Below are 20640 nucleotides of genomic sequence, written 5' to 3'. Positions count from 1 at the left end.
CGCCACCGGCCCCTTTCCCGTGCCTCACGCGTGAACGAGGACCGACGTCAGCACGCGGGCCACAGCGGGCAGATGGCCGTCCAGGTAGAAGTGCCCGCCGGGCAGCACGTGCGTCGTGAACGGTCCCTCCGTCTCCTGCCGCCAGGCCGGCACCTCCGCCACCGGCACCCTCGGATCGGCATCCCCGGTCAGCGCCACCACCGGGCAGCGCAGCCGGGGGCCGGGACGGTAGGAGTAGGCGGACAGCATCGCGTAGTCCGCGCGCAGGGCGGGCAGCGCGACCTCCAGCAGCATCGGGTCGGTCAGCAGACTGTCGTCCGTACCGGCCAGCAGCCGCAGCTCCGCCAGCAGGTCCTTGTCCGTGGGCACCCCCTCCCACCGCGTCACGACCGGCAGCGAGGGGCCGCCGCGCCCCGACACGAACAGCGCGGCGGGCGCCCGGCCCCGCGCCCGCAGCGCCCTGGCCGTCTCGAACGCCGCGAGCGCGCCCATGCTGTGCCCGAACAAGGCGAGCGGCCTGCTCGCCGTCTCCGCGGGCAGCGCGTCCAGGACGGCGTCCACGACCTGGTCGATCCGCTCGGCGAACGGCTCCGCGAGGCGGTCGTGCCGGCCCGGGTACTGCACCACCAGGGGCTCCAGCGGACCGGCGACCGCGGCCGACAGGGCGTGGTAGGCGGCGGCCGCGCCGCCCGCGTGCGGGAAGCACAGCAGCCGGGCGGGGGCGTCGGGGGCGGGGTGGAAGCGCCGTATCCAGCCGTCCATGAAAGTCCCTCTCTCTTCTCCTGAAGTACCTGAAACGGGCCGGGCCCCGTGCCGGTTCGCCCGGCCCGGGGCCCTGTCTCCCGCGTCCGCGCCGGCCGGATCACTCCGCCGCGGCCATCCAGCTCTCCAGCTGTTCCAAGGTCGTCTCGGGGTTGGCGACGAGCACGTTCAGCTCGTCGTCGTGCGGGTTGAGCGTGACGACGGCGGGGCAGCGGTGGCAGCCCTCGACGCCGACCTGGTTCCACCACTTGCAGTGCGGACGCAGGTGGCACCGTGGTACGGCCGCGGATCCGGCCTCGGTCTTCGCCGGCACGGCCCGGATGCGTTCGATCAGACCGCACGCCTCGCCCACCCGGTTCGCGCAGTCCGACACGCAGTGCGAGGCGAACCGCAGCACCCGGTTGGCGGCGATGCCCTCCGGGATGCTGCCCAGGACCTCGGCCGCCGGTACCGGATCGGCGAGGTAGACGACCTCGCCGCGGTCCCCGGAGCGGACGCCGAGCACCACGCTCTCCGGGCGGCTCGCGTCGCCGGAGGGACACCAGTTGAGGGGCCGTCGCCCCGCGGAACCGTCCACGGTGCTCACCTCCGCGCCCCTAGCAGGCGGCCGCGCGGACGCCCGGCTTGCCGCTGTCGGCGACGATGCCGCCGACGACGCCGTCGGTGACGGCGCCGTTCTCCTGCTCGGCCGCGACGGCCTTGGCGATGCTCGCCGCCAGCTGCTCCTGCGAGGTGATCCGCTCGGGCCGGGCGGCCGCCGCCGCCGGCGCGGCGGCCGCCGTGACCAGCCCGGTGACCAGCGCCGCCGCGGCGGCCGCTGTACGAAGACCCTTGTTCATCTGTGCCCCTTCCCAACTCTGCCGACCGATACGGGACTTGACCGTAGGGGCGGAGCCGGACCGGGACCGGCGGTCGGAGCGGCAGCTTCGCGGAGTCAGCGCGCCGCCACCGGCTGCCGATCGCACCGCCGGGCCTGTGGCCACAGGGGGGAGCGGCGCCCTTCCGGGTGCCGGCGGCCCCTTCGCGACCGGTGCCGCCGTGGGTCGTAGAGTGGCCGCGGTCATGATCGCGAAAGTGGGGGTACGGGGTGTTCGGCAGCCGGAAGCGAGCGGCTCGGCGGGAACAGAGCCGGTGGGAGCGGCAGTTGGCCGAGCCCTACGTCGTCGGTGAACTGGACGATCACGACGAGGCGCTGCCGGACGTCCCGGTGCCCGAACCCGGCACCTGGCAGGCGCCCGCCGAGCTGGAGCAGCACCTGTACGAGCTGCTGACCCGCCATGCCACCACCGAGTGGGCGGACGCGGACGCCGAGGAGGAGGCCCGGGAGGACACGCAACTCGCCTACCTGGAGGCACTCGCCGGTGACGGCGTGTACGTGCCGTTCCGCCGCGAGGAGACCTCACCCGACCCCGGCGGGCGCACCTTCCACGTCCACGACACCGAGGTCGGCCGGCTCGTCGCCGTCTACACCCACGGTCTGCTGCCCCGCCCGCACCCGCACCTGGTCTTCGAGTCCTACACCCTGCGTGACCTGGCCGACGGCCTGCCCGACGACGTCGCGGGCATCGCCGTCAACAACCGGACGCCGTGCGCGATGCTCATGTCGGCCGACGCCGAGGAGCGCCGGGTGTGGCGCGCACTGCACCAGGAGCACTGGGAGGCCGACGGCCGCGCCGACCGGCTCGTCACCCTGCGCACCGGCGCACCGCCCCTCGGTCCGCTCCTGCACGGCCTGGCCCTCGGTGCCCAGATGTGCTTCGTCAACGGCGAGACCTGGAACAACCCGCACTACCACGGCCTCGGCCTGTCCATGGAGCACCAGCGGCTCGCCGCGTGGTGGGACGTCACCGACCGGGCGCAGTGGCAGGAGATCCAACGGCGGCTCCTCGCCCGCGAGCTCACCCCCTGGTACTGGGAGTTCGTCCTCGACGCGCGCAACGCCCTCGCCCACCCGTCCCCGGACGGCCGGCCGCGGACCGTCGACGCCGCCGCGTGGCGCGAACGCGTCGAGCTGACGCTGCGCGAGCGCGCCGCCGAACTGCCGCCGGGCGAGATCGGGCCGGACTGGGAGGAGTTCGTCGCCCACGTGGTCGGCCTGGTCGGCAAGGTGCTGCGCTACGAGGCCCGGTTCCGCGCCGACGGCGTGCTCACGGCGGACGCCGTGGTGCGCTCGGTCGCCGCCTGGGACATCGGCCGCGCCTCGATGATGGCCCGCTGGGGCTACGGCGCTCGCTTCGCCACCCGCGCGGAGATGCGCGAGGCCGTCGTCGAGGCGAGCGGCGCCGCACAGTCCGCACACACCTCCTGGCAGGACTTCTCCGCCGGCTATGTGCTGGGCCGCTGCCTGCACTTCGACGAGGAGGAGTACGGCGGCTGGTACCAGGAGATGCTCACCGCCCACCAGACCCTGACCACCCACCCGGACAGCCCCTGGAACACCGTCCCCTTCCACCTGCCCCGGGAGACGTGACCGGCGCGGCAGACGTCCTGGCCCGGCCCGGTTCCGGACCTCACGCGCTCCCTCGCGAACGGCCCGTACCAAGGGAGCGAGTCCTTTGCGGCCCGGCCCCTTCGCCCTACCGGCTGCTGGGAGGATGGCCGGAACGAGTCGGGCAGGGGGGCGCATGGGGCGGGCCGAGCGGGACGCGGTCGCACGCGGGATACGGTTGTGTGAGGCCGCTCAGGCCGTGGTCGGCGATCACGACAGGGCCGTCGAGGCGGTGCGGGCGGCGCTGAAGCCGATCCAGGACACGGCGGTGGAGCAGGCGCTCGACGCCATCCCCGTGGCCCGGCTCCAGGATGCCACCGAGGGGCGGCTGAGGCTGGGGAACGTCGAGAAGAGCGGCCTGCGCACGGTCCGTCAGGTCCTCGACGCCGGCCCCTACCGGTTGCGGCAGATCCCCGGGGTGGGGCAGCGGACCGTCGACCAGATCGTCGCCGCCGCACAGCGGTTGTCCGAGGCGGTGCACGAGACCATCGCCGTGCACCTCGACGTCGACCGGCCGGAGCCGCGCACGACCGCGCTCGTCAGGGCGCTGCACGTGCTGGTGGAGGCGGGTCCGGACGCACGGCGCGCGGTCGGCGGGGCCACCGAGCTGGCGCGGCGGCTCGGCCCCGTGCTGACGGAGGCCAGGCCGGCGGCCCGACGGTTGAGCATGCTGGTCGCCGGGCGGGCCGGACGGGCCCGCGCCCGGGAGGCCGTCGAGCAGCTCCGGGTGATCCTCGCGGAGGCGGAACGAGCCGGCACCCCGGAGTCGTACGCGCAGGCGTCGGTCGACCTGTTGCGCGGGCCGTCGGACGACATCGCGGCCTGGGTGGACTTCGAGCTGCGCCCCGCCGAGTACTACGGCCTGCTCGCCGACATCTCCGGGTGCGCTCCCGACACGGCCGCCGCCGAGGGGTTCCTGCCCGAGGACATCTCCGAGCGGGTGCGGGCCCAGCGACTGGACGACTCCCGGCGGCGGGTGTCGCTGCGCGGCTACCAGGCGTTCGGCGCCCGGTTCGCCCTCGCCCAGCGCAGGGTGATCCTCGGCGACGAGATGGGGCTCGGCAAGACCATCCAGGCCATCGCCGCGCTCGCGCATCTCGCCGCCGCCGGGGACACCCACTTCATGGTGGTCTGCCCGGCGAGCGTCCTGGTCAACTGGACCCGGGAGGTCGAGGCGCGCAGCACTCTGCGTGCCCTGCCGCTGCACGGCCCCGACCGGCAGGACGCCTTCGCCGACTGGAAGGGGCGGGGCGGGGTCGGCGTGACGACCTACGACGCGCTGCGCGGGTTCCCGGTCCCGGGCGGAGGAGAGATCGGGATGCTGGTGGTGGACGAGGCGCACTCCGTCAAGAACCCCCAGGCACTGCGCTCCCAGGCCGTCGCCCAGTGGGCCGGACACTGCGGACGGGTCCTGTTCATGACCGGCACACCGATGGAGAACCGGGTCGCCGAGTTCCGCAGCCTGGTGCGCATGCTCGACGAGGACGTGGCCGAACGCCTCGAGGACCGTGACGTCCTGGCCGGGTCCGTGGCCTTCCGGAAGGCGGTCGCGCCGGTCTACCTGCGCCGCAACCAGAAGGACGTGCTGACCGAACTGCCCCCTCTCCAGCACACGGACGCGTGGGAGGAACTGAGCGCCTCGGACGAGGCGGCCTACCGGGAGGCCGTGCGCGCGGGGAACTTCATGGCGATGCGCAGGGCCGCCTACCGGAACCCGGACCGGTCGGCCAAACTCGGCCGGCTCCGGGAGATCGTCCGGGAGGCCGGTGAGAACGGCCAGAAGACGCTCGTCTTCTCCGCCTTCCGCGACGTACTGGGCGTGGTGCGCGACGCACTCCAGGGTGAAGGAGGCCACCGCGTCCCGGTGTTGGGTCCGCTCACCGGAGACGTGCCGCCCCGGCGGCGGCAGAACGTGGTCGACGAGTTCGCGGCCGTGCGGGGGCCGGCGGTGCTGCTCGCCCAGATCCAGGCGGCCGGTGTCGGCCTCAACATCCAGGCCGCGTCCGTCGTCGTCATCTGCGAGCCCCAGATCAAGCCGACGCTGGAGCACCAGGCGGTGGCCCGGGCTCATCGCATGGGCCGGCTGCGACCGGTCCAGGTGCACCGCCTGCTGGCCACCGGCGGGGTGGACGAGCACCTGGTGCGGATGCTGGAGCGCAAGACGCGGCTGTTCGACGCGTACGCCCGCCGCAGCGAGGTGGCCGAATCAACCCCGGCCGCCGTCGATGTCTCGGACACCGAGCTGGCGCGCCTGATCGTCGAGGAGGAGCAGGCCCGCCTCGGCCTGGCGGACAGCCCCCGCACCGAACCCGAGACCACGGCCCCCGAGCGCTGACGACCCGACCCCGGGGGCACCGCGGTTCCCTCCGGGGCGCCGCGGTCCCCCTCCGGCCGCTGCGGTTCCCTTCGGGGCGCCGCGGTTCCTTTTCGGCCGCTGCGGTTCTTTTGGGGCGCTGTGGCTTCGCTCCGGCCGCTGCGGTTCCCTTCCGGGCGCTGCGGTTTCCCTCCGGGGCCGATGTCTCGCCGCCCGAGTGCCGGCTCCCGGCCCGGCTCCCCTGTCACAGCGGTGGCGCCGCGGGGGACCCGAATCCCGTCACCGGATAGGGTGCCGGATCCGTCACCCAGCCCGCCGCCAGGATCAGGCGGGAGTCGCGGTCGGCCGCCAGGAAGCCGAAGGGGCGGTCGAAGGCGACGCGGACGACCGTGGTCTCGTAGCGGTACTGCGGCACCCCGCCCGGCGCCGCCATGACCGCCGTCACCGCCGCCGCCCGGAAGCCGAGCGCGCCGAACTGGGCCACCGCCGACTGGCGGGCCTCTCCGACGGCCAGCGGGTGGGCGCTCACCCCCGGGAAGTGGCCGGCGCGGGCGTCCGTCGCCGCCGTGAGACCGAAGAGACCGGACAGGGCGAGCAGATCGTGGTCGGCCCGTACCTCGTACGCCACCGTCCGCACGTCCAGCGTCCTCGGCTCCGGCGTGGCGGCCGGCTGCTGCTCCACCCGCAGGCCGGGCCCGACATGCCCGTGCGGCAGGGCGCCGCCCCCGGTCAGCGGCAGGCCGCGCTCCACGATGGCGACGCCGGCCGCGAGCACCTGACCCGGTGTCATCCGCTCCTCGCCGAGGACCAGATGGACGTCGACGCCCTTGTCCCCGGGCACCGTCAGCGCGGTGACGAAGCCGTCCGGGGTGCCCGCCACCCCCACCCGGTCCGGCCGCACGCTGCGCCGGTGCAGGCCGCGCAGGGTACGGGCCTGCCAGGGGCCGGAATCGGGCCGCAGCGGCAGCTCCGTGAACGGCTGCCGCCAGGTCGTACGCAGCGCGAGCGCACTGGCCAGCACCATCCGCGCCTCCCGGGTCAGCGTCACCGGCATGCGCTCCACCAGCCCGCCGCTCCGCTCGGCCGCCCAGGCGTCCAGCCGCTCCTGGGCGGTGACGAGGTCGTCCCCGAAGACCCCGTGGGTCCCGGCGGGGAGCTGGGCCCGCCACTCCTCCCGCAGGGGCAGCCCGTGGTGCGTCCACAGGCCGAGCGCCGCGTCCAGGCCGGACACCGACGCCACCCCCGTCAGCAGTTCCCGCGCGGCACCGGCCGCCTGCTCGGCCGGCACGCCCAGGGCACCGGCCAGTTCCGCGCGCGCCGGGCCGTCCGCGCCGTCGGCGAGGAAGGCCAGCAGGGGCCAGACCCCGGCGGCGGAGAAGACCGTGCCGTCGCGGACGGTCGCCGCCCACCGGGCGGTGAGCCCGTTCACCGCCCGGACCGCCGCACCGCCCACCGGCCCGCCCACCGGACTGCTCGCCCGGCCGCCCGCCTGAGTCTCCCCGCGCATTCCGCCCCCGTCCCGCCCCGTTCGACACGCGGCCAGCCGTACCTCGGTCCAGCCGCCGGACCGGCCGCCGGTCCTTGCCGTCGCCCGGTCCAGGAGCACGGTACCGGTGACCTCAACCCGCCTCCCGGCCCCCACCAGCCAGAAGGGCCGTTCCAGCCGGCCCGGTCGGCGCGGGCCGATCCTCGGCGGGCCGACCCGCGGAGAGGCCGGGCATCGCTCCGGCGCCGGTCCGGACCGACGCCCCCACCCAGGTGTGAGCCCGCCTTTCGGCGAGCACCCCTATACGGGAGAGAATGTGCCTGGGTAAAGCCCTCCCCGGCCCCTTGTCATCACATCGAGTGATTCTCTGGCCTTTGCTTGCATGGCACAACCCACGGTTGCCAGGCTGTTGCTGTCTGTACAACCTGATGGGAGCGGCCAGTGACTTTCGGTGAGCAGCCGGCGTACCTGCGTGTCGCGGGGGATCTCCGCAAGAAGATCGCCGACGGTTCACTGCCGCCCCACACCCGGCTCCCCTCCCAGGCCCGCATCCGCGAGGAGTACGGCGTCTCGGACACGGTCGCGCTGGAGGCCCGGAAGGTGCTGATGGCCGAGGGGCTGGTCGAGGGCCGCTCCGGCTCGGGGACGTATGTGCGTGAGCGGCCCGTGCCCCGGCGGGTGGCCCGCTCCGGATACCGCCCGGCCGGTGGCGCCACGCCCTTCCGGCAGGAGCAGGCCGACGCCACGGTGCGCGGCACCTGGGAGTCCAGCAGCGAGCAGACGGAGGCCGGCGCCGCCACCGCCGAGCGGCTCGCGATCCACACCGGCGACCGGGTCATGCGCACCAAGTACCTCTTCCGGGAGAACGGCGAGCCGATGATGCTCTCCACCTCCTGGGAGCCCCTCGTCGTCACGGGCCGCACCCCGGTGATGCTCCCCGAGGAGGGCCCCCTCGGCGGGATGGGCGTGGTCGAGCGCATGCGGGCGATCGACGTCATCGTGGACAACGTCACCGAGGAGGTCGGCGCCCGCCCCGGCCTCGCCGAGGAACTGCACCTGCTCGGTGGCGTCCCCGGTCATGTGGTCCTGGTCGTCCAGCGCACGTACTTCGCCTCCGGTCGCCCGGTCGAGACCGCCGACGTGGTGATCCCGGCCGACCGTTACCGGGTCGCCTTCCACCTGCCCGTCAAATGACCGTCCCGACAGGCCGGTGGGCGGGCCGGACGCGACTCTGTGCGCCCCTTCACATGAGGTAGCGCACACCCTGACGCGCCTTTTGGGCCCGCGCCCTGCCTTCAGGCCGCCGCCCGTGTCCGGGGCCCGCAGCAATCCGGCCGTTCTCCCAGGTGACCCCGGCTGCCCCGGCATGGCCCCGACCCGAGGCAGCGGAGTTTCCGACGGCGCATTCGGTCCCGTGCGCCCCCGGCGTTCTGGCTGGTTGCGTACCTCTTTGTGAAAAGTCGTATTCGCAGCGTAAAGGTTGGGCGTACGCTCGGGCATATGCGGATTGCGGTTTCCTTAGGTGGGGGAAGCGGGTGGGGCGGTGCAAGAAGGGGCGCGGGCGGTGGGGGCCATGAGTGAGGGCACGGTCTTGCTGCCCTGGATCGTGATACGGCAGGACGACAGCGGCAATCGCTACCGCGTCGGCCGCTACGCGACCCGTGCGGAGGCACAGAAGATCGCCGACAGCTTCGACGACCGGGGGCACCAGCAGCTCTACTGGGTCGAGCGCATCGGCCAGAACGGGGACGGCGCGCGGAACTGACCGTCCGCGAGCTCCCGTAGGCTCCGCTGCATGACGCGCATGACTCCTCAAGCGGAACCGATCGTGGTGGTGGGAGCTGCCCTGCTCGACGGCGGCCGGCTGCTCGCCGCGCGCCGCAGCGCGCCCGCCGACCTCGCCGGGCGCTGGGAGCTGCCCGGCGGCAAGGTCGAAGCCGGTGAGCGGCCCGAGGACGCCCTGGTGCGCGAACTGCGTGAGGAACTGGGCATCGACGCCGAGCCGGTAGGGCGCGTGCCGGGGGAATGGCCGCTGCGGACGCCGTATGTCCTTCAGGTGTGGACCGCCCGCCTGCGCCCCGGCTCATCCGCGCCCCGGCCCCTCCAGGACCATGACGACCTGCGCTGGCTGACACCGGCGGAGCTGTGGCACGTGGCATGGCTGGACCAGGACACGGCGGCGGTGCGCGAGATCGAGAAGCTGACCGCGTTCTCGGCCTAGCGCGGCACCGGACCGCGTCCCGGACGCGGCGATCCGACTGACGCGGGCCGCCTTCCACGCGACCTACCCGACTGACGGGGCGGCGTCCCGGCAGACTTGTCCGGCTGACGCGGGCCGCCTACGCGCGACCGATCCGACCGGCGGGGGCACGTCCCGGGTGGCCGAGGCGGGTGGTGGATGGGCACGACCGGGGGTTTGTGAGGCTCGCGCCGACTCGGCCGAGCGCCTCGTACGCCGTTCGTGCCACAGTGCGCCCTCTCGTGCGGTACTGCCCACCGGATATCGGGTATGTGGCCATTAACCCCATGAAAACGGACATGGGTGGGCTCCGCTGGCCTGGGAAGTGATCGGCGTGATCGACACCGATGGTGAGTGCGCCGAGTGGACGTTTCCGGCGGAGCCGGGCGCCGTGCGCGCCGCCCGCTCGGCGGTCCGGGGGCAGTTGCACGGCTGGGACCTGGACTGCGTCGCCGATCTCACCGCGCTGCTGGTCAGCGAGCTGGTCACCAACTCGCTGCGGCACGCCACCGGCCCCATCGGCGTACGGCTGGTCCGCCCCGCCGGGCTCGACGACACGCTGCGGGTGGAGGTCTCCGACCCGCTGCCGGACCCGCCGCGCGAACGTGTGGCGCACCCCGAGGACGAGAGCGGGCGGGGCCTCCAGCTGGTCGCGGGCTCCTCGCGCCGCTGGGGCACCCGGCCCGGCGCCACCGGAAAGACCGTCTGGTTCGAGCTGGCGGTGCCCGGGTGAGGCCCGAACCCCGCGGGGGGCACGGGGGTGTACGGCCGTCGGTGTGCCGCCATCGTGCGCGCCGGGGGCGCACGCAGTCCGGCGGAGCGGGATTCGGCGGTGTGTTCCCTGGTTAGAAGAGTGGAAGTGTTGTCACGGACCGGTCCGAAAAGCACCTGGACCGAGCTGTGATCGTGAACACCGTGTCGTGCGGCGCCGTAGTGCTGGATACTGCGGGCAGCCGCCCCTGGTGACCGGTGCCGGGCGCGGTGAGCTGGAGGGGACGGTTCGCGTGAGCGAGATACCAGCGAAGGCCACGGAGTCCGAGGACCCGTCGGACGGCGCGAGGAGTCAGGCCGCGGAGGCTGCCGCGGCACCTGGCGACGCCATGTGGCAGAGCAGTCCGCCCGGTTCGATCTATGACTACATCAAGGTCGCGTCCTTCTCCATCAGCCCCGGCGGGCTCATCGACCAGTGGAGCCTGCGCGCCGAGCAGCTCTTCGGCATCCCCGCCGCCCGCGCCGTCGGCATGGACCCCATAGAGGCTTTCGTCGATCCCGACCTGCGCGACCGCGGCCAGCGGAAGATGGCCGAAATCCTCGACGGGCGCGAGTGGACCGGAGTGGTGCCGTTCCGGATGCCGGACGGTCTCGACGGCGCGCGTGGCGAGGAGGGGCTGGCCGAGGTCTACGTCATGCCGACGCGCACCGCGGAGGGGGACAAGGCCGCCGTCTGTATCGTCGTGGACGTCCGCACGCTGCGCAGCATCGAGACCGATCTCGCCGCCTCGCAGGCGATTTTCGGCCAATCCCCTTTCGGATTCCTGCTGATCGACACCGATCTGCGGGTCCGCCGGGCCAACATGCGCTTCGCCTCCATCTTCGGCGGGACCCCGGACGACCACCGGGGCAACGGAGTTCACGACTATCTGCCGCGCGGCGAGGCCGAGCGGGTCTCGGCCACCCTGCGACGGGTGCTGGAGTCCGGCGAGTCCATCACCGACATGCACGTGACCGGCTACGTCCCGGGCTCCGAGGAGCGCCGGCACTGGTCCGTCAACCTCTACCGCGTGCACAGCGGCAGCGGCCGGCCCATCGGCGTCGCCTGGCTCGGTACCGACATCACCGCCCGCCGGGCCGCCGCACGCGAGGCCGCCGCCGCCCGGCGCAACCTCGCGCTGCTCAACGAGGCCGGCGCCCGCATAGGGAACTCGCTCGACCTGGAGACCACGGCCCGCGAGCTCCTCGACGTGGTCGTCCCCGGGTTCTGCGACCTCGCCACCGTCGACCTCTACCAGGGCCTGCTGGCCGGCGACGAGACGCCGCCCGGCCTCGCCGACGGCAGCGCCGAACTGCGCCGCGTCGCCTTCGCCAGCGCCGTCTCCGGTGCCCCCTTCCACAGCTCCGGGCAGCCCGTCGAGGTCGGCGCGGTGCACCACTTCCCGTTCAACTCACCGTGCGCGGACGCCCTGCGCACCGCCCGCCCGCAGTACGTGCCCGCCGAGGAGGGCGGCCTCGTGCAGTCCATCCTGGCCGTGCCGATGGTCGCCCACGACACAGTGGTGGGACTCGCGCAGTTCTCCCGCGCGAAGGGCAGCGAGCCGTTCGGCGAGCGGGACCGGGACCTCGCGGTCGAACTGGCCGCGCGTGCCGCCGTCTGCATCGACAACGCGCGCCTGTACCGCCGGGAGCACGAACGGGCGTTGATACTGCAGCGGTCCCTGCTCCCGCCGGGTGACCCGGAGGCGTCCGGCCTGGACATCGCCTGCCGCTACCTGCCGGGCAACGCGGCGACGGAGGTGGGCGGCGACTGGTTCGACGTCATCGAGCTGCCCGGCCACCGTACGGCGCTGGTCGTCGGGGACGTGATGGGCCGGGGCCTGCGCGCGGCCGTGGCGATGGGCGAACTCCGCACGGCGGTGCGCACCTTGGCGCTGCTCGACCTCGAACCGGCCGAGGTGCTCTCGGCACTGGACGAGATCGCGCGGGGACTCGGCACGCCGGGCGGTGTCCAGCAGGCCACCCGCACCGCCCGGCAGCCCCGGGACGCCGACCTCTCCGAGGTGTACCTGGCGACGTGCGTGTACGCCGTCTACGACTCCGTCACCAGGCGCTGCACGTTCGCCAACGCCGGCCATCTGCCGCCGGTCCTGGTCGAGCCCGGTGAGGCGGCGCTGATGCTGGACGTGCCGCCCGGCATGCCGCTCGGCGTGGGCGGCGAGCCGTTCGAGGAGGTCGAGGTCGAACTGCCGGAGGGCGCGCTGCTGGCCCTCTACACGGACGGCCTGGTCGAGTCCCGCGACCATCCCCTGGACGAGGGTCTCCAGGCATTCGTGGGCGCGCTGACGGACCCCGCCCGGCCCCTGGAGGACGTCTGCGACCACGTCCTCAACACCCTCGACACCCACCACGGCGAGGACGACATCGCCCTGTTGATGGCCCGGGTGCAGGGCCTGCCCGCCGACTCCGTGGGCGACTGGACCCTGCCCCGCGAGCCGCGCAGTGTGGGCCGGGCCCGTGAGTACGCGCGCGGCCGACTGCTTTCCTGGGACCTGGAGCCGCTGGTCGACACGGCGGAACTGCTGGTCAGCGAGCTGGTGACGAACGCGCTGCGGTACGGCGAGGGGGAGATCCGGCTACGGCTGCTGCTGGACCGCACGCTGGTCTGCGAGGTCTGGGACTCCGGGCTGGTCCAGCCCCGGCGCCGACGGGCCAGGGACACCGACGAGGGGGGCCGGGGACTGCAGTTGGTCGGACTGCTCAGCGCGGCCTGGGGCTCACGCCGGACGCCTCGCGGCAAGACGGTGTGGTTCGAACTGCCCCTCCCCGGCGGAGAAGGCGGCCTCACCGACCCGGCGGAAGCCCTACTGAGCCTGTTCTGATCCTTTCCCGCGCCCGGGGGAGGTGGTGGGTCATGGTGCACCAGACCCCTTCCCGTGCCCGGGGGAGGCTGCAGGGCCACGGTGCGTCTGATGCCTTCCCGTGGCCGGGAGAGGCTGCTGGGCCATGGTGCGTCTGATGCCTTCCGGCGCCCGGGGGAGGGTGGTGGGCGAGTGCGCGTCAGACTCCTTCCCGCGTCCGGGGAGGCTGGTGGGCCGGGGCGTGTGAGGTGGCCCGGGGAGGCTGGTGGGCCCGGGCGTGTCAGGTGATCCGGGGAGGCTGGTGGGCCCGGGCGTGTCAGGTGATCCGGGGAGGCTGGTGGGCCCGGGCGTGTGAGGTGGCCCGGGGAAGGGGAGCGAACGGGCGGATGCGTCGGTCAGGCGTGATGGCGGGAGCGGGTTCGCGGGCCGCCGAAGGTGGCCGGGGGGCCGCCGTCCAGGTCCTCGGTCAGCAGGATGCCGCCGAGTACCGCGCCGGCGAGCCCGGCCGTGTCCCCTTCCGCACCGGCGTAGGGGGTGCCGTGCGCCCGCACGTCCCGCTCGGCCAGCTCCCGCGCCTCCCCGGCCACGACGTCCGCCCGGCCGGCGTTCCCCGCCGCCAGCTCCCGTACCGACTCCGCCAGCCGGGCCCGCGCTTCCGTGCCCACCGCGCCCCGGTGCACCACGACGAACTCCTCCGCCCCCGCCACCGAACTCCGCGCCACGAGCAGCGCCGCCGTGTCCCGCGCCCCGGGGACCGCCCCGTCCAGCCGCTCGACGGCCCGGCTGATCCGGCGCAGCGCGTCCATCGGGTCGTAAGGCCCGCCGCTCAGCTCCTCGCGCACCGCGGCCAGCACCCCGTCGGCGTGGGCCAGACGGGCGTGCACCTCACCCGGGGTCAGTGAGCTGCCCTGGGTCCCGCGCCGCGCCCCGGACGGCCTCGCCTCCGCACCGGCCAAGACCATCGGCACCAGTTCGGCCGCCTGTCGCAGCTGCGCCGCGAGCCGCTCCACCCCGCCCACCAGCACCCCGGCCTGGGCCACCGCACCCTCGCCGGCGCGCAGCTGCCGCGCGGCCCGCCGCGAGTCGCCCGCGTCGGCGGCCTGTCGGGCCTCGTTGAGCCTTGCGGTGGCGAACCACAACCGGTCCTTGGCCTGTTCGACGTACCCCGTGACCGACCCGGTGGCCGAGGGGAGGTACCGCTCCTGGAGAGCCACCAGGGTGTGCTGCGCGGCCACCACCCGCCCCGCCAGCTCCCGAAACCGCCCCTCAGCCACCTCCAGCGCCGCGCGCACTCCACCGCCGTCCACGTCCTGCGCCGCGCGGGCCGTTCCGTCGTGCACGTCCTGCGCCGCGCCGGCCGTTCCGTCGAGCACGTTCTGTGCTGTGCCGGCCGCCCCCTCGGTCATGTCGTGTGCTGTGTCGGCCGCCCCCTCAGCCACGTCTCGTGCCGCGCCGGCCCCTCCTCCGGTCATCTCCTCCGTCGCGGCGAACCCCCGCACCTGATCCAGCGCCACCGCCTCCGCGTCCAGTCGGCGCCCCGCCTCCGCGCACCGGCCGATCACCCCGACCAGCGCCTGGCGCCGGGCGCTCGGCTCCTCCGGGACGCCCTCCTCGTACCGCCGCCAGATCGCGAACGCCGCCGACAGCTCCGCCTCAGCGGCCCGCAGCGCGTGCGCGAACGGCTCGGTCTGCTTCTCCCCGAACCGCTCGCTGACGAAGGACAGTTCCTCCCGGCTGGTGCGCACGCAGTCGTCGGCCATGCGCAGTGCGGCCCGGGCCTGCCGTTCGGAATCGGCCGGGGTGGGCGCGGGCGGGTGCGCCGGGACAGTCCCCGGAGTCGTCCGGGTGCGGGCACGCCGGGTGCGTCGCGCATAGCCGTATCCGGCCAGGGCCACGGCGGCGACCCCGGCGACCAGCGGCAGCACGAGGTCGGCCGCCGACGTCCCGTCCTGGTCAGGGGCGGCGGCGCTCGCCACCGCGCCGACCGGAGCCACGGGAACCGGATCATGGGCATCGACCGTCATCACCGGCAACACCAGCCACCCGGCTCCCGCCAGGGTGCCCAGCACGGCATGCGTCACCCGCATCCATATGTGCGCCGTGGCACGCCGGGGTCGGCCCCGCAGGGAGGACGTCACATTTCGGAGCGTATGGGCCGGTAGACGCCTTCGCGAGCGGGATGGATACGGGTGGGGGACCAGGCGCACAGGGGGGCGGAATGGACGAGAACCCGACGGACGAGAGCCGGGCCAAGGGAAGGCAGCCCGACGAGAACCGGACGGACGAGAGCCGACCCGAAGGAAGGCAGGCCGACGGGAACCCGACAGACGAGAGCCGACCCGAAGGAACGCAGCCCGACGAGAACCCGACGGACGAGAACCCGACGGACGAAAGCCGGACCGAGGGAAGCCGGTCCGGGGGAAGCCGGTCCGGGGGAAGCGGGACCGGGGGGAGCCGGTCCGGGGGAAGCCGGTCCGGGGGAAGCGGGACCGGGGGAAGTCGGACCCAGGGGAGTCGGTCGGTCGCCACGCGGCAGGCGCAGGCTGTAGGAGAAGCGGATACCCAGCCGGACGGCGCCGCCCCGGACACCGGCCGTCCCGCTCCGCCGTCGCGGCCCCGCTCCCTCAGGCGGCGGATCCTCCGGCTCGCCGCCGTCGTCCTCGCCCTCCTCCTGCTCCCGCTGCTCACCGCCGAGACGGCCCTGCGCCTCAACTACACCGGCGACCCGGCCCCCGGCACCCGCACCCGGCACCAGGACGCCCTCTGGCTGGGCCACGCCTGGGTGGACGGCCGGAAGACCGACCGGGACGTCAAGGCGCTCGCCCGCCGCCTGCGCGACACCGGCATCCGGGACCTCTACGTCCACTCGGGCCCCCTGGAACACGACGGCACCCTCCCGGAGTCGTCGTACCCGAAGGCGCGTTGGCTGACCGCGGCCGTCCACCGGGAGCTGCCGGACGTCCGCGTCCAGGCATGGCTCGGGGACAAGCTGGCCAGCGAGAGCCCCGCCGGGCTGCGCCTCGGCCGTCCGGCCACCCGCACCGCGATCCTCGCTTCCACCCGCGCCGTCCTCGCCACCGGCTTCCAGGGCGCGCACTTCGACCTCGAGCCTCTGCACTCGGGTGACCGCGACTACCTCGGCCTCCTCGACGACCTGCGCGAACTCACCCACGCCCGGGGCGCGGTGCTCTCCGTCGCCGCCCACCAGATCGACCCGCTGCCCGCCTTCCACTCCTTCTGGGGCACGACCACCGGCCACCCCAAGTGGTGGTCGCAGGCGTACTTCGGGCAGGTGGCCCGCCGCGTGGACCAGATCGCCGTCATGTCGTACGACACCATGCAACCGCTGCAGAGCCTGTACGGCGGCTACGTCGCCCAGCAGACCAGCCTCGCCCTGGAGGTCACCCCGGACAGCACCGACCTGCTGATGGGCCTGCCCTTCTACCACGAGAACCGGTTCGGCCACTGGGCGCGCGCCGAGACGGTCCCGGCCGCCGTACGCGGCGTCCGCCTGGGTCTGTCCCGCACGGACGCCGACCGCGCCCGCTTCGGCGTCGCCCTGTACGTCGACTTCGCGGCCACGGAGGCGGACTGGCGGGCGTACCGGGGGAACTGGGTCCGCTGAGCCGGGCCGTTGCGCCAGACGGGGGCCGTTGACCTCGCACCTCGGCGCGGCCTCGTCGCCGGTCCGCTGCGGCTGCTCGACGGGGACTTTCCCCAGGCGGGGTTCCCGCGCGGCGTCGCGGAGTACCACCTGGCTCAGGCGCCGTCCCTCACGGCGTCCGCCTCCTGATCTTCGAACCCAGCCACACCAGTGGGTCGTACTTGCGGTCGACCGCCCGTTCCTTCAGGGGGATCAGGGCGTTGTCGGTGATCTTGATGCCCTCGGGGCAGACCTCCGTGCAGCACTTGGTGATGTTGCAGTAGCCGAGGCCGTGTTCGTCCTGGGCCGTGCGTCCCCGGTCCAGACCCGTCTCGCCGGCCGCGTCCAGCGGATGCATGTCCAGTTCCGCGACACGCATCAGGAAACGCGGGCCCGCGAACGCCTGCTTGTTCTCCTCGTGGTCGCGCACCACATGGCAGGTGTCCTGGCACAGGAAGCACTCGATGCACTTGCGGAACTCCTGCGAACGGTCCACGTCCTCCTGCATCATGCGGTACTCGCCGGGGCCCAGACCGGCGGGCGGCACGAAAGCCGGGACTTCCCGCGCCTTGCGGTAGTTGAAGCCGACGTCCGTCACCAGGTCCCGGACCACCGGGAAGGCGCGCAGCGGAGTGATCGTGATGGTCTCGGCGCGGTCGAAGACCGACATGCGGGTCATGCACAACAGGCGGGGGCGGCCGTTGATCTCCGCGGAGCACGAACCGCACTTGCCCGCCTTGCAGTTCCAGCGCACGGCCAGGTCGGGCGCCTGGGTGGCCTGGAGGCGGTGGACGATGTCGAGGACCACCTCGCCGTCGTTCACCTCGACCGTGAAGTCCTCGAGGCCACCGCCCTGTTCGTCGCCCCGCCACACCTTGAAGCGGGCTTCGTAGCTGCTCACTCGTACAGCTCCTCTTCGGCGAGGTACTTGACCAGCTCCTCCTTCTCGAAGAGGGCGAGCAGGTCCGGGCGGACGGGATCGGTGGTCTCGCGGGTGAGCCGGATCTGACCCCGGGCGGGGTCGGTCGCCGCGACACCGCCGGCGGGGTCGGCGAGAGCGCAGAGCAGGTTCACGTTGCGCCAGGCGCGGTCCATCGTCGGGTGGTCCTCGCGGGTGTGCCCGCCGCGCGACTCGGTGCGCTCCAGCGCGGCCCGGGCCACGCACTCGCTGACCAGCAGCATGTTCCTGAGGTCCAGGGCGAGATGCCAGCCGGGGTTGAACTGGCGGTGCCCCTCCACCCCGGCCCGCCGGGCCCGGGTGCGCAGCTCGGCCAGCTTCTGCAGTGCCCGCTCCATCTCGCCCTCGCGGCGGATGATGCCGACCAGGTCGTTCATCGCCTGCTGGAGTTCCTGGTGCAGGGTGTAGGGGTTCTCCGGCGGCCCCGCCTCGCCCTCGGTCTCCGCGGAGAAGGGGCGCAGCGCCTCCGCCGCGGCCGTGTTGACCTGGGCGTCGTCCACCGCCGGTCGCCGGAGCGCCAGGCCCTGCGCGTACTCGGCGGCGTGCCGGCCCGCGCGCCGGCCGAAGACCAGCAGGTCGGAGAGGGAGTTGCCGCCGAGCCGGTTGGAGCCGTGCATGCCGCCGGCCACCTCACCGGCCGCGTACAGCCCCGGCACCCCACGGGCCGCCGCCGTGTCCGAGTCGACCGCGACGCCGCCCATCACGTAGTGGCAGGTCGGCCCGACCTCCATCGCCTCCGCCGTGATGTCGACGTCCGCCAGCTCCTTGAACTGGTGGTACATGGACGGCAGCCGGCGCCGGATCACCTCGGCGGGCATACGGGTGGAGACGTCGAGGAAGACACCGCCGTGCGGCGAGCCCCGGCCCGCCTTCACCTCGGCGTTGATCGCGCGGGCCACCTCGTCGCGGGGGAGCAGCTCCGGCGGCCGGCGGTTGTCCTCGGGGTCCTCGTACCACCGGTCGGCCTCCTCCTCCGACTCGGCGTACTTCTCCTTGAAGACGTCCGGGATGTAGTCGAACATGAACCGCTTGCCGTCGGAGTTGCGCAGCACGCCGCCGTCTCCGCGTACCGATTCGGTGACGAGGATGCCCTTCACCGACGGCGGCCAGACCATGCCCGTCGGGTGGAACTGCACGAACTCCATGTTGAGCAGCGGCGCGCCCGCCAGCAGCGCCAGCGCGTGGCCGTCGCCGGTGTACTCCCACGAGTTGGAGGTGACCTTGAAGGACTTGCCGATGCCGCCGGTCGCGAGGACCACGGCGGGCGCCTCCAGGACGAAGAAGCGCCCGCTCTCGCGCTCGTAGGCGAAGACCCCGCAGACCCTTCCCCGGCCTTCGGACGGGGCGCCCCCCGTCCCGCTTCGCCCGCCGTCCTTCAGGACCCGGGTGACCGTGCACTCCTGGAAGACCTTCAGCCGGGACTCGTAGTCCCCGGTCTCCTTGAAGTCCTCCTGCTGGAGGGCGACGATCTTCTGCTGGAGGGTGCGGATCAGTTCCAGGCCCGTGCGGTCGCCGACGTGCGCGAGGCGCGGGTACTCGTGGCCGCCGAAGTTCCGCTGCGAGATCCGGCCGTCCTTCGTACGGTCGAACAGCGCGCCCCAGGTCTCCAGCTCCCACACCCGGTCGGGGGCCTCCTGGGCGTGCAGCTCGGCCATCCGCCACTGGTTCAGGAACTTGCCGCCGCGCATGGTGTCGCGGAAGTGGACCTGCCAGCTGTCGTGCTCGTTGGAGTTGGCCATGGCCGCCGCGATGCCGCCCTCGGCCATCACCGTGTGCGCCTTGCCGAACAGCGACTTGCAGATCACCGCCGTACGCGCGCCCCGCTCGCGTGCCTCGATGGCGGCGCGCAGCCCGGCGCCCCCGGCACCGACCACGACGACGTCCCACTCCTGCCGGTCGACCACGGACATCTATCAGTCCCTCTTCACTAGATCACTAGAAGAAGCGCGGATCGTCGAAGACCCCGGACGCGACGAGATACACGTAGAAGTCGGCGAGCGCCACGCTCAGCAGCGAGGCCCAGGCCAGCTGCATGTGCCGGGCGTTGAGCCTGCCGACGAACTGCCATGCCCGATAGCGCACGGGGTGTTTGGAGAAATGCTTGAGCTTGCCGCCGACGATGTGCCGGCAGGAGTGGCAGGAGAGGGTGTACGCCCAGATCAGCACGATGTTGGCCAGGAAGACCAGGGTGCCGAGGCCCATGTGCCCCCACCGGTAGTGCGGGTCCCGGAAGGCCAGCACGGTGTCGTACGTCAGCACGCCGGCCACCAGCAGGGCGGCGTAGAAGAAGTACCGGTGGACGTTCTGCAGGATCAGCGGGAAGCGGGTCTCACCGGTGTACGTGCGGTGCGGTTCGGCGACCGCGCAGGCGGGCGGGGACGCCCAGAAGGCGCGGTAGTACGCCTTGCGGTAGTAGTAGCAGGTCAGGCGGAAGCCGAGCGGGAAGATCAGGATGATGATCGCGGGCGAGATGCCCCACCAGCCGCCGAACAGGTCGGCGTTGGGCCCGGACCGCATGGTCCGGCAGTTGTCCGCCAGGCACGGCGAGTAGAACGGCGATACGTACGGCGCCGCGTAGTAGTGCGCGTTGGCGAACGCCCGCCAGGTCGAGTACACGACGAAGGCGAACAGGCCGGCCGCGGTGACGGCGGGCGCCAGCCACCAGCGGTCGGTGCGCAGATGCGGGGCGGCGATCGCGGCGCGCGTAGCGCTGCGGACGCCGCCGGTGTTCTGTTGGGGTTCCGTACCAGTAGCCAAAGGGGACTCCGGTCGGTAGGGGGGTTTCAGGGGGCGCGGCGGTCGCGGGCGCCCAGGCCCTCGTCGTCCGAGTCCGTCCACAGGGTGATGTCGTAGGGCGCGTCGGAGATGGTGACGAGGTCGGGCCTCAGTGGCGCGGCCGGGGTGGCGGCGGCCTCCCGCAGCAGTGCCACGCTCTCGCGCAGATGGTCGGCGTCCAGTCGGACCCGGCGTATCTCCAGGCCGCCGCTGCCGATCTGGTGCTCCAGGCGGCCCAGCGACTGATGGAGGTCGTCGAGACAGCGCTGGACAGCGTTGAGGTCGTCGTGCACGGACATGACTTGCCCTCGCTTCCGCGGGTCCGGCGGGCCATGGACAGCAACGTTCATGCGCCTTGGAGTGTTGCGCCTCACGCCTGCCTGTGTGAAGGGATGTGCAGCGA

Annotated in this window: 17 protein-coding genes; 8 read left to right on the top strand and 9 right to left on the bottom strand. The window is 73.4% G+C overall.

The genetic code is table 11. From position 1 onward, the window contains the following. Window positions 1-24: 24 nt before the first annotated feature. The 3 genes from ACIGYR_RS20620 to ACIGYR_RS20610 form a co-directional block, all read right to left on the bottom strand. The gene (locus ACIGYR_RS20620; protein WP_399597535.1) at window positions 25-762 is read right to left on the bottom strand and encodes a thioesterase II family protein; all 738 of its coding nucleotides are present in this window, start codon (window positions 760-762) and stop codon (window positions 25-27) included. A 100-nt stretch (window positions 763-862) separates the two neighbouring features. Continuing rightward, on the bottom strand, window positions 863-1348 hold the full coding sequence (locus ACIGYR_RS20615) for a hypothetical protein (protein WP_400014272.1): 486 nt from the start codon (window positions 1346-1348) through the stop codon (window positions 863-865). Between the two features lie 10 nt (window positions 1349-1358). Further along, window positions 1359-1601 (bottom strand): hypothetical protein, encoded by a 243-nt coding sequence (locus ACIGYR_RS20610; protein WP_391840370.1) that lies wholly within the window; start codon window positions 1599-1601, stop codon window positions 1359-1361. A 305-nt stretch (window positions 1602-1906) separates the two neighbouring features. Here ACIGYR_RS20610 and ACIGYR_RS20605 point away from each other — a divergent pair, with 305 nt between their 5' ends. Next, window positions 1907-3232 carry a DUF1266 domain-containing protein gene (locus tag ACIGYR_RS20605; protein WP_399597539.1) on the top strand — a complete coding sequence of 442 codons (1326 nt, stop codon included), beginning with the start codon at window positions 1907-1909 and terminating at the stop codon, window positions 3230-3232. A gap of 154 nt (window positions 3233-3386) precedes the next feature. Next, a complete protein-coding gene (locus ACIGYR_RS20600) occupies window positions 3387-5585 on the top strand; it encodes a DEAD/DEAH box helicase (protein WP_399597541.1) in 2199 nt (732 codons plus the stop codon). A 223-nt stretch (window positions 5586-5808) separates the two neighbouring features. Here the strand turns inward: ACIGYR_RS20600 and ACIGYR_RS20595 are convergent, their stop codons facing one another. Next, a complete protein-coding gene (locus ACIGYR_RS20595; protein WP_399597544.1) occupies window positions 5809-7071 on the bottom strand; it encodes a serpin family protein in 1263 nt (420 codons plus the stop codon). A 420-nt stretch (window positions 7072-7491) separates the two neighbouring features. Between ACIGYR_RS20595 and ACIGYR_RS20590 the strand changes: the two genes are divergently transcribed. From ACIGYR_RS20590 to ACIGYR_RS20570, 5 genes are all read left to right on the top strand, one after another. Further along, window positions 7492-8244, top strand: a complete 753-nt coding sequence (locus ACIGYR_RS20590) for a GntR family transcriptional regulator (protein ID WP_399597546.1) — start codon at window positions 7492-7494, stop codon at window positions 8242-8244. Between the two features lie 379 nt (window positions 8245-8623). Next, window positions 8624-8815, top strand: a complete 192-nt coding sequence (locus ACIGYR_RS20585) for an SPOR domain-containing protein (RefSeq protein ID WP_399597548.1) — start codon at window positions 8624-8626, stop codon at window positions 8813-8815. Window positions 8816-8845: 30 nt separating this feature from the next. Further along, entirely contained in the window at window positions 8846-9271 is a 426-nt protein-coding gene (locus tag ACIGYR_RS20580; RefSeq protein WP_399597550.1) for a (deoxy)nucleoside triphosphate pyrophosphohydrolase, read from the top strand. A 352-nt stretch (window positions 9272-9623) separates the two neighbouring features. After that, entirely contained in the window at window positions 9624-10022 is a 399-nt protein-coding gene (locus ACIGYR_RS20575) for an ATP-binding protein (protein ID WP_391840382.1), read from the top strand. A gap of 271 nt (window positions 10023-10293) precedes the next feature. Continuing rightward, complete coding sequence (locus ACIGYR_RS20570; RefSeq protein ID WP_399597553.1) at window positions 10294-12882, top strand: SpoIIE family protein phosphatase; 2589 nt, start codon at window positions 10294-10296, stop codon at window positions 12880-12882. 374 nt (window positions 12883-13256) lie between these two features. Here ACIGYR_RS20570 and ACIGYR_RS20565 read toward each other — a convergent pair whose 3' ends face one another. Further along, entirely contained in the window at window positions 13257-14999 is a 1743-nt protein-coding gene (locus ACIGYR_RS20565) for a hypothetical protein (RefSeq protein WP_399597556.1), read from the bottom strand. An 80-nt stretch (window positions 15000-15079) separates the two neighbouring features. On the opposite strand from ACIGYR_RS20565, the gene ACIGYR_RS20560 reads away from it, so the two are divergent. Next, window positions 15080-16486, top strand: coding sequence for a hypothetical protein (locus tag ACIGYR_RS20560; protein WP_399597560.1), 1407 nt, complete (start codon window positions 15080-15082; stop codon window positions 16484-16486). A 148-nt stretch (window positions 16487-16634) separates the two neighbouring features. Here the strand turns inward: ACIGYR_RS20560 and ACIGYR_RS20555 are convergent, their stop codons facing one another. The 4 genes from ACIGYR_RS20555 to ACIGYR_RS20540 are packed head-to-tail and all read right to left on the bottom strand — an operon-like array spanning window position 16635 to window position 20536. After that, complete coding sequence (locus ACIGYR_RS20555; RefSeq protein ID WP_399597562.1) at window positions 16635-17405, bottom strand: succinate dehydrogenase/fumarate reductase iron-sulfur subunit; 771 nt, start codon at window positions 17403-17405, stop codon at window positions 16635-16637. Continuing rightward, window positions 17402-19372 (bottom strand): fumarate reductase/succinate dehydrogenase flavoprotein subunit, encoded by a 1971-nt coding sequence (locus tag ACIGYR_RS20550; protein WP_391840391.1) that lies wholly within the window; start codon window positions 19370-19372, stop codon window positions 17402-17404. The genes ACIGYR_RS20555 and ACIGYR_RS20550 overlap by 4 nt, the downstream gene beginning before the upstream one ends. A gap of 25 nt (window positions 19373-19397) precedes the next feature. Beyond that, window positions 19398-20219: a hypothetical protein gene (locus ACIGYR_RS20545; RefSeq protein WP_399597564.1), complete on the bottom strand. Its 822-nt coding sequence runs from the start codon at window positions 20217-20219 to the stop codon at window positions 19398-19400. Between the two features lie 26 nt (window positions 20220-20245). Next, window positions 20246-20536 carry a hypothetical protein gene (locus ACIGYR_RS20540; protein WP_391840394.1) on the bottom strand — a complete coding sequence of 97 codons (291 nt, stop codon included), beginning with the start codon at window positions 20534-20536 and terminating at the stop codon, window positions 20246-20248. Between the last annotated feature and the right edge of the window lie 104 nt (window positions 20537-20640).

It is taken from the genome of Streptomyces sp. NPDC053076, from assembly GCF_044546845.1.
In the GTDB taxonomy this organism is placed as follows: Bacteria; Actinomycetota; Actinomycetes; order Streptomycetales; family Streptomycetaceae; genus Streptomyces.
This window is presented reverse-complemented; position numbering and strand designations above follow the sequence as displayed.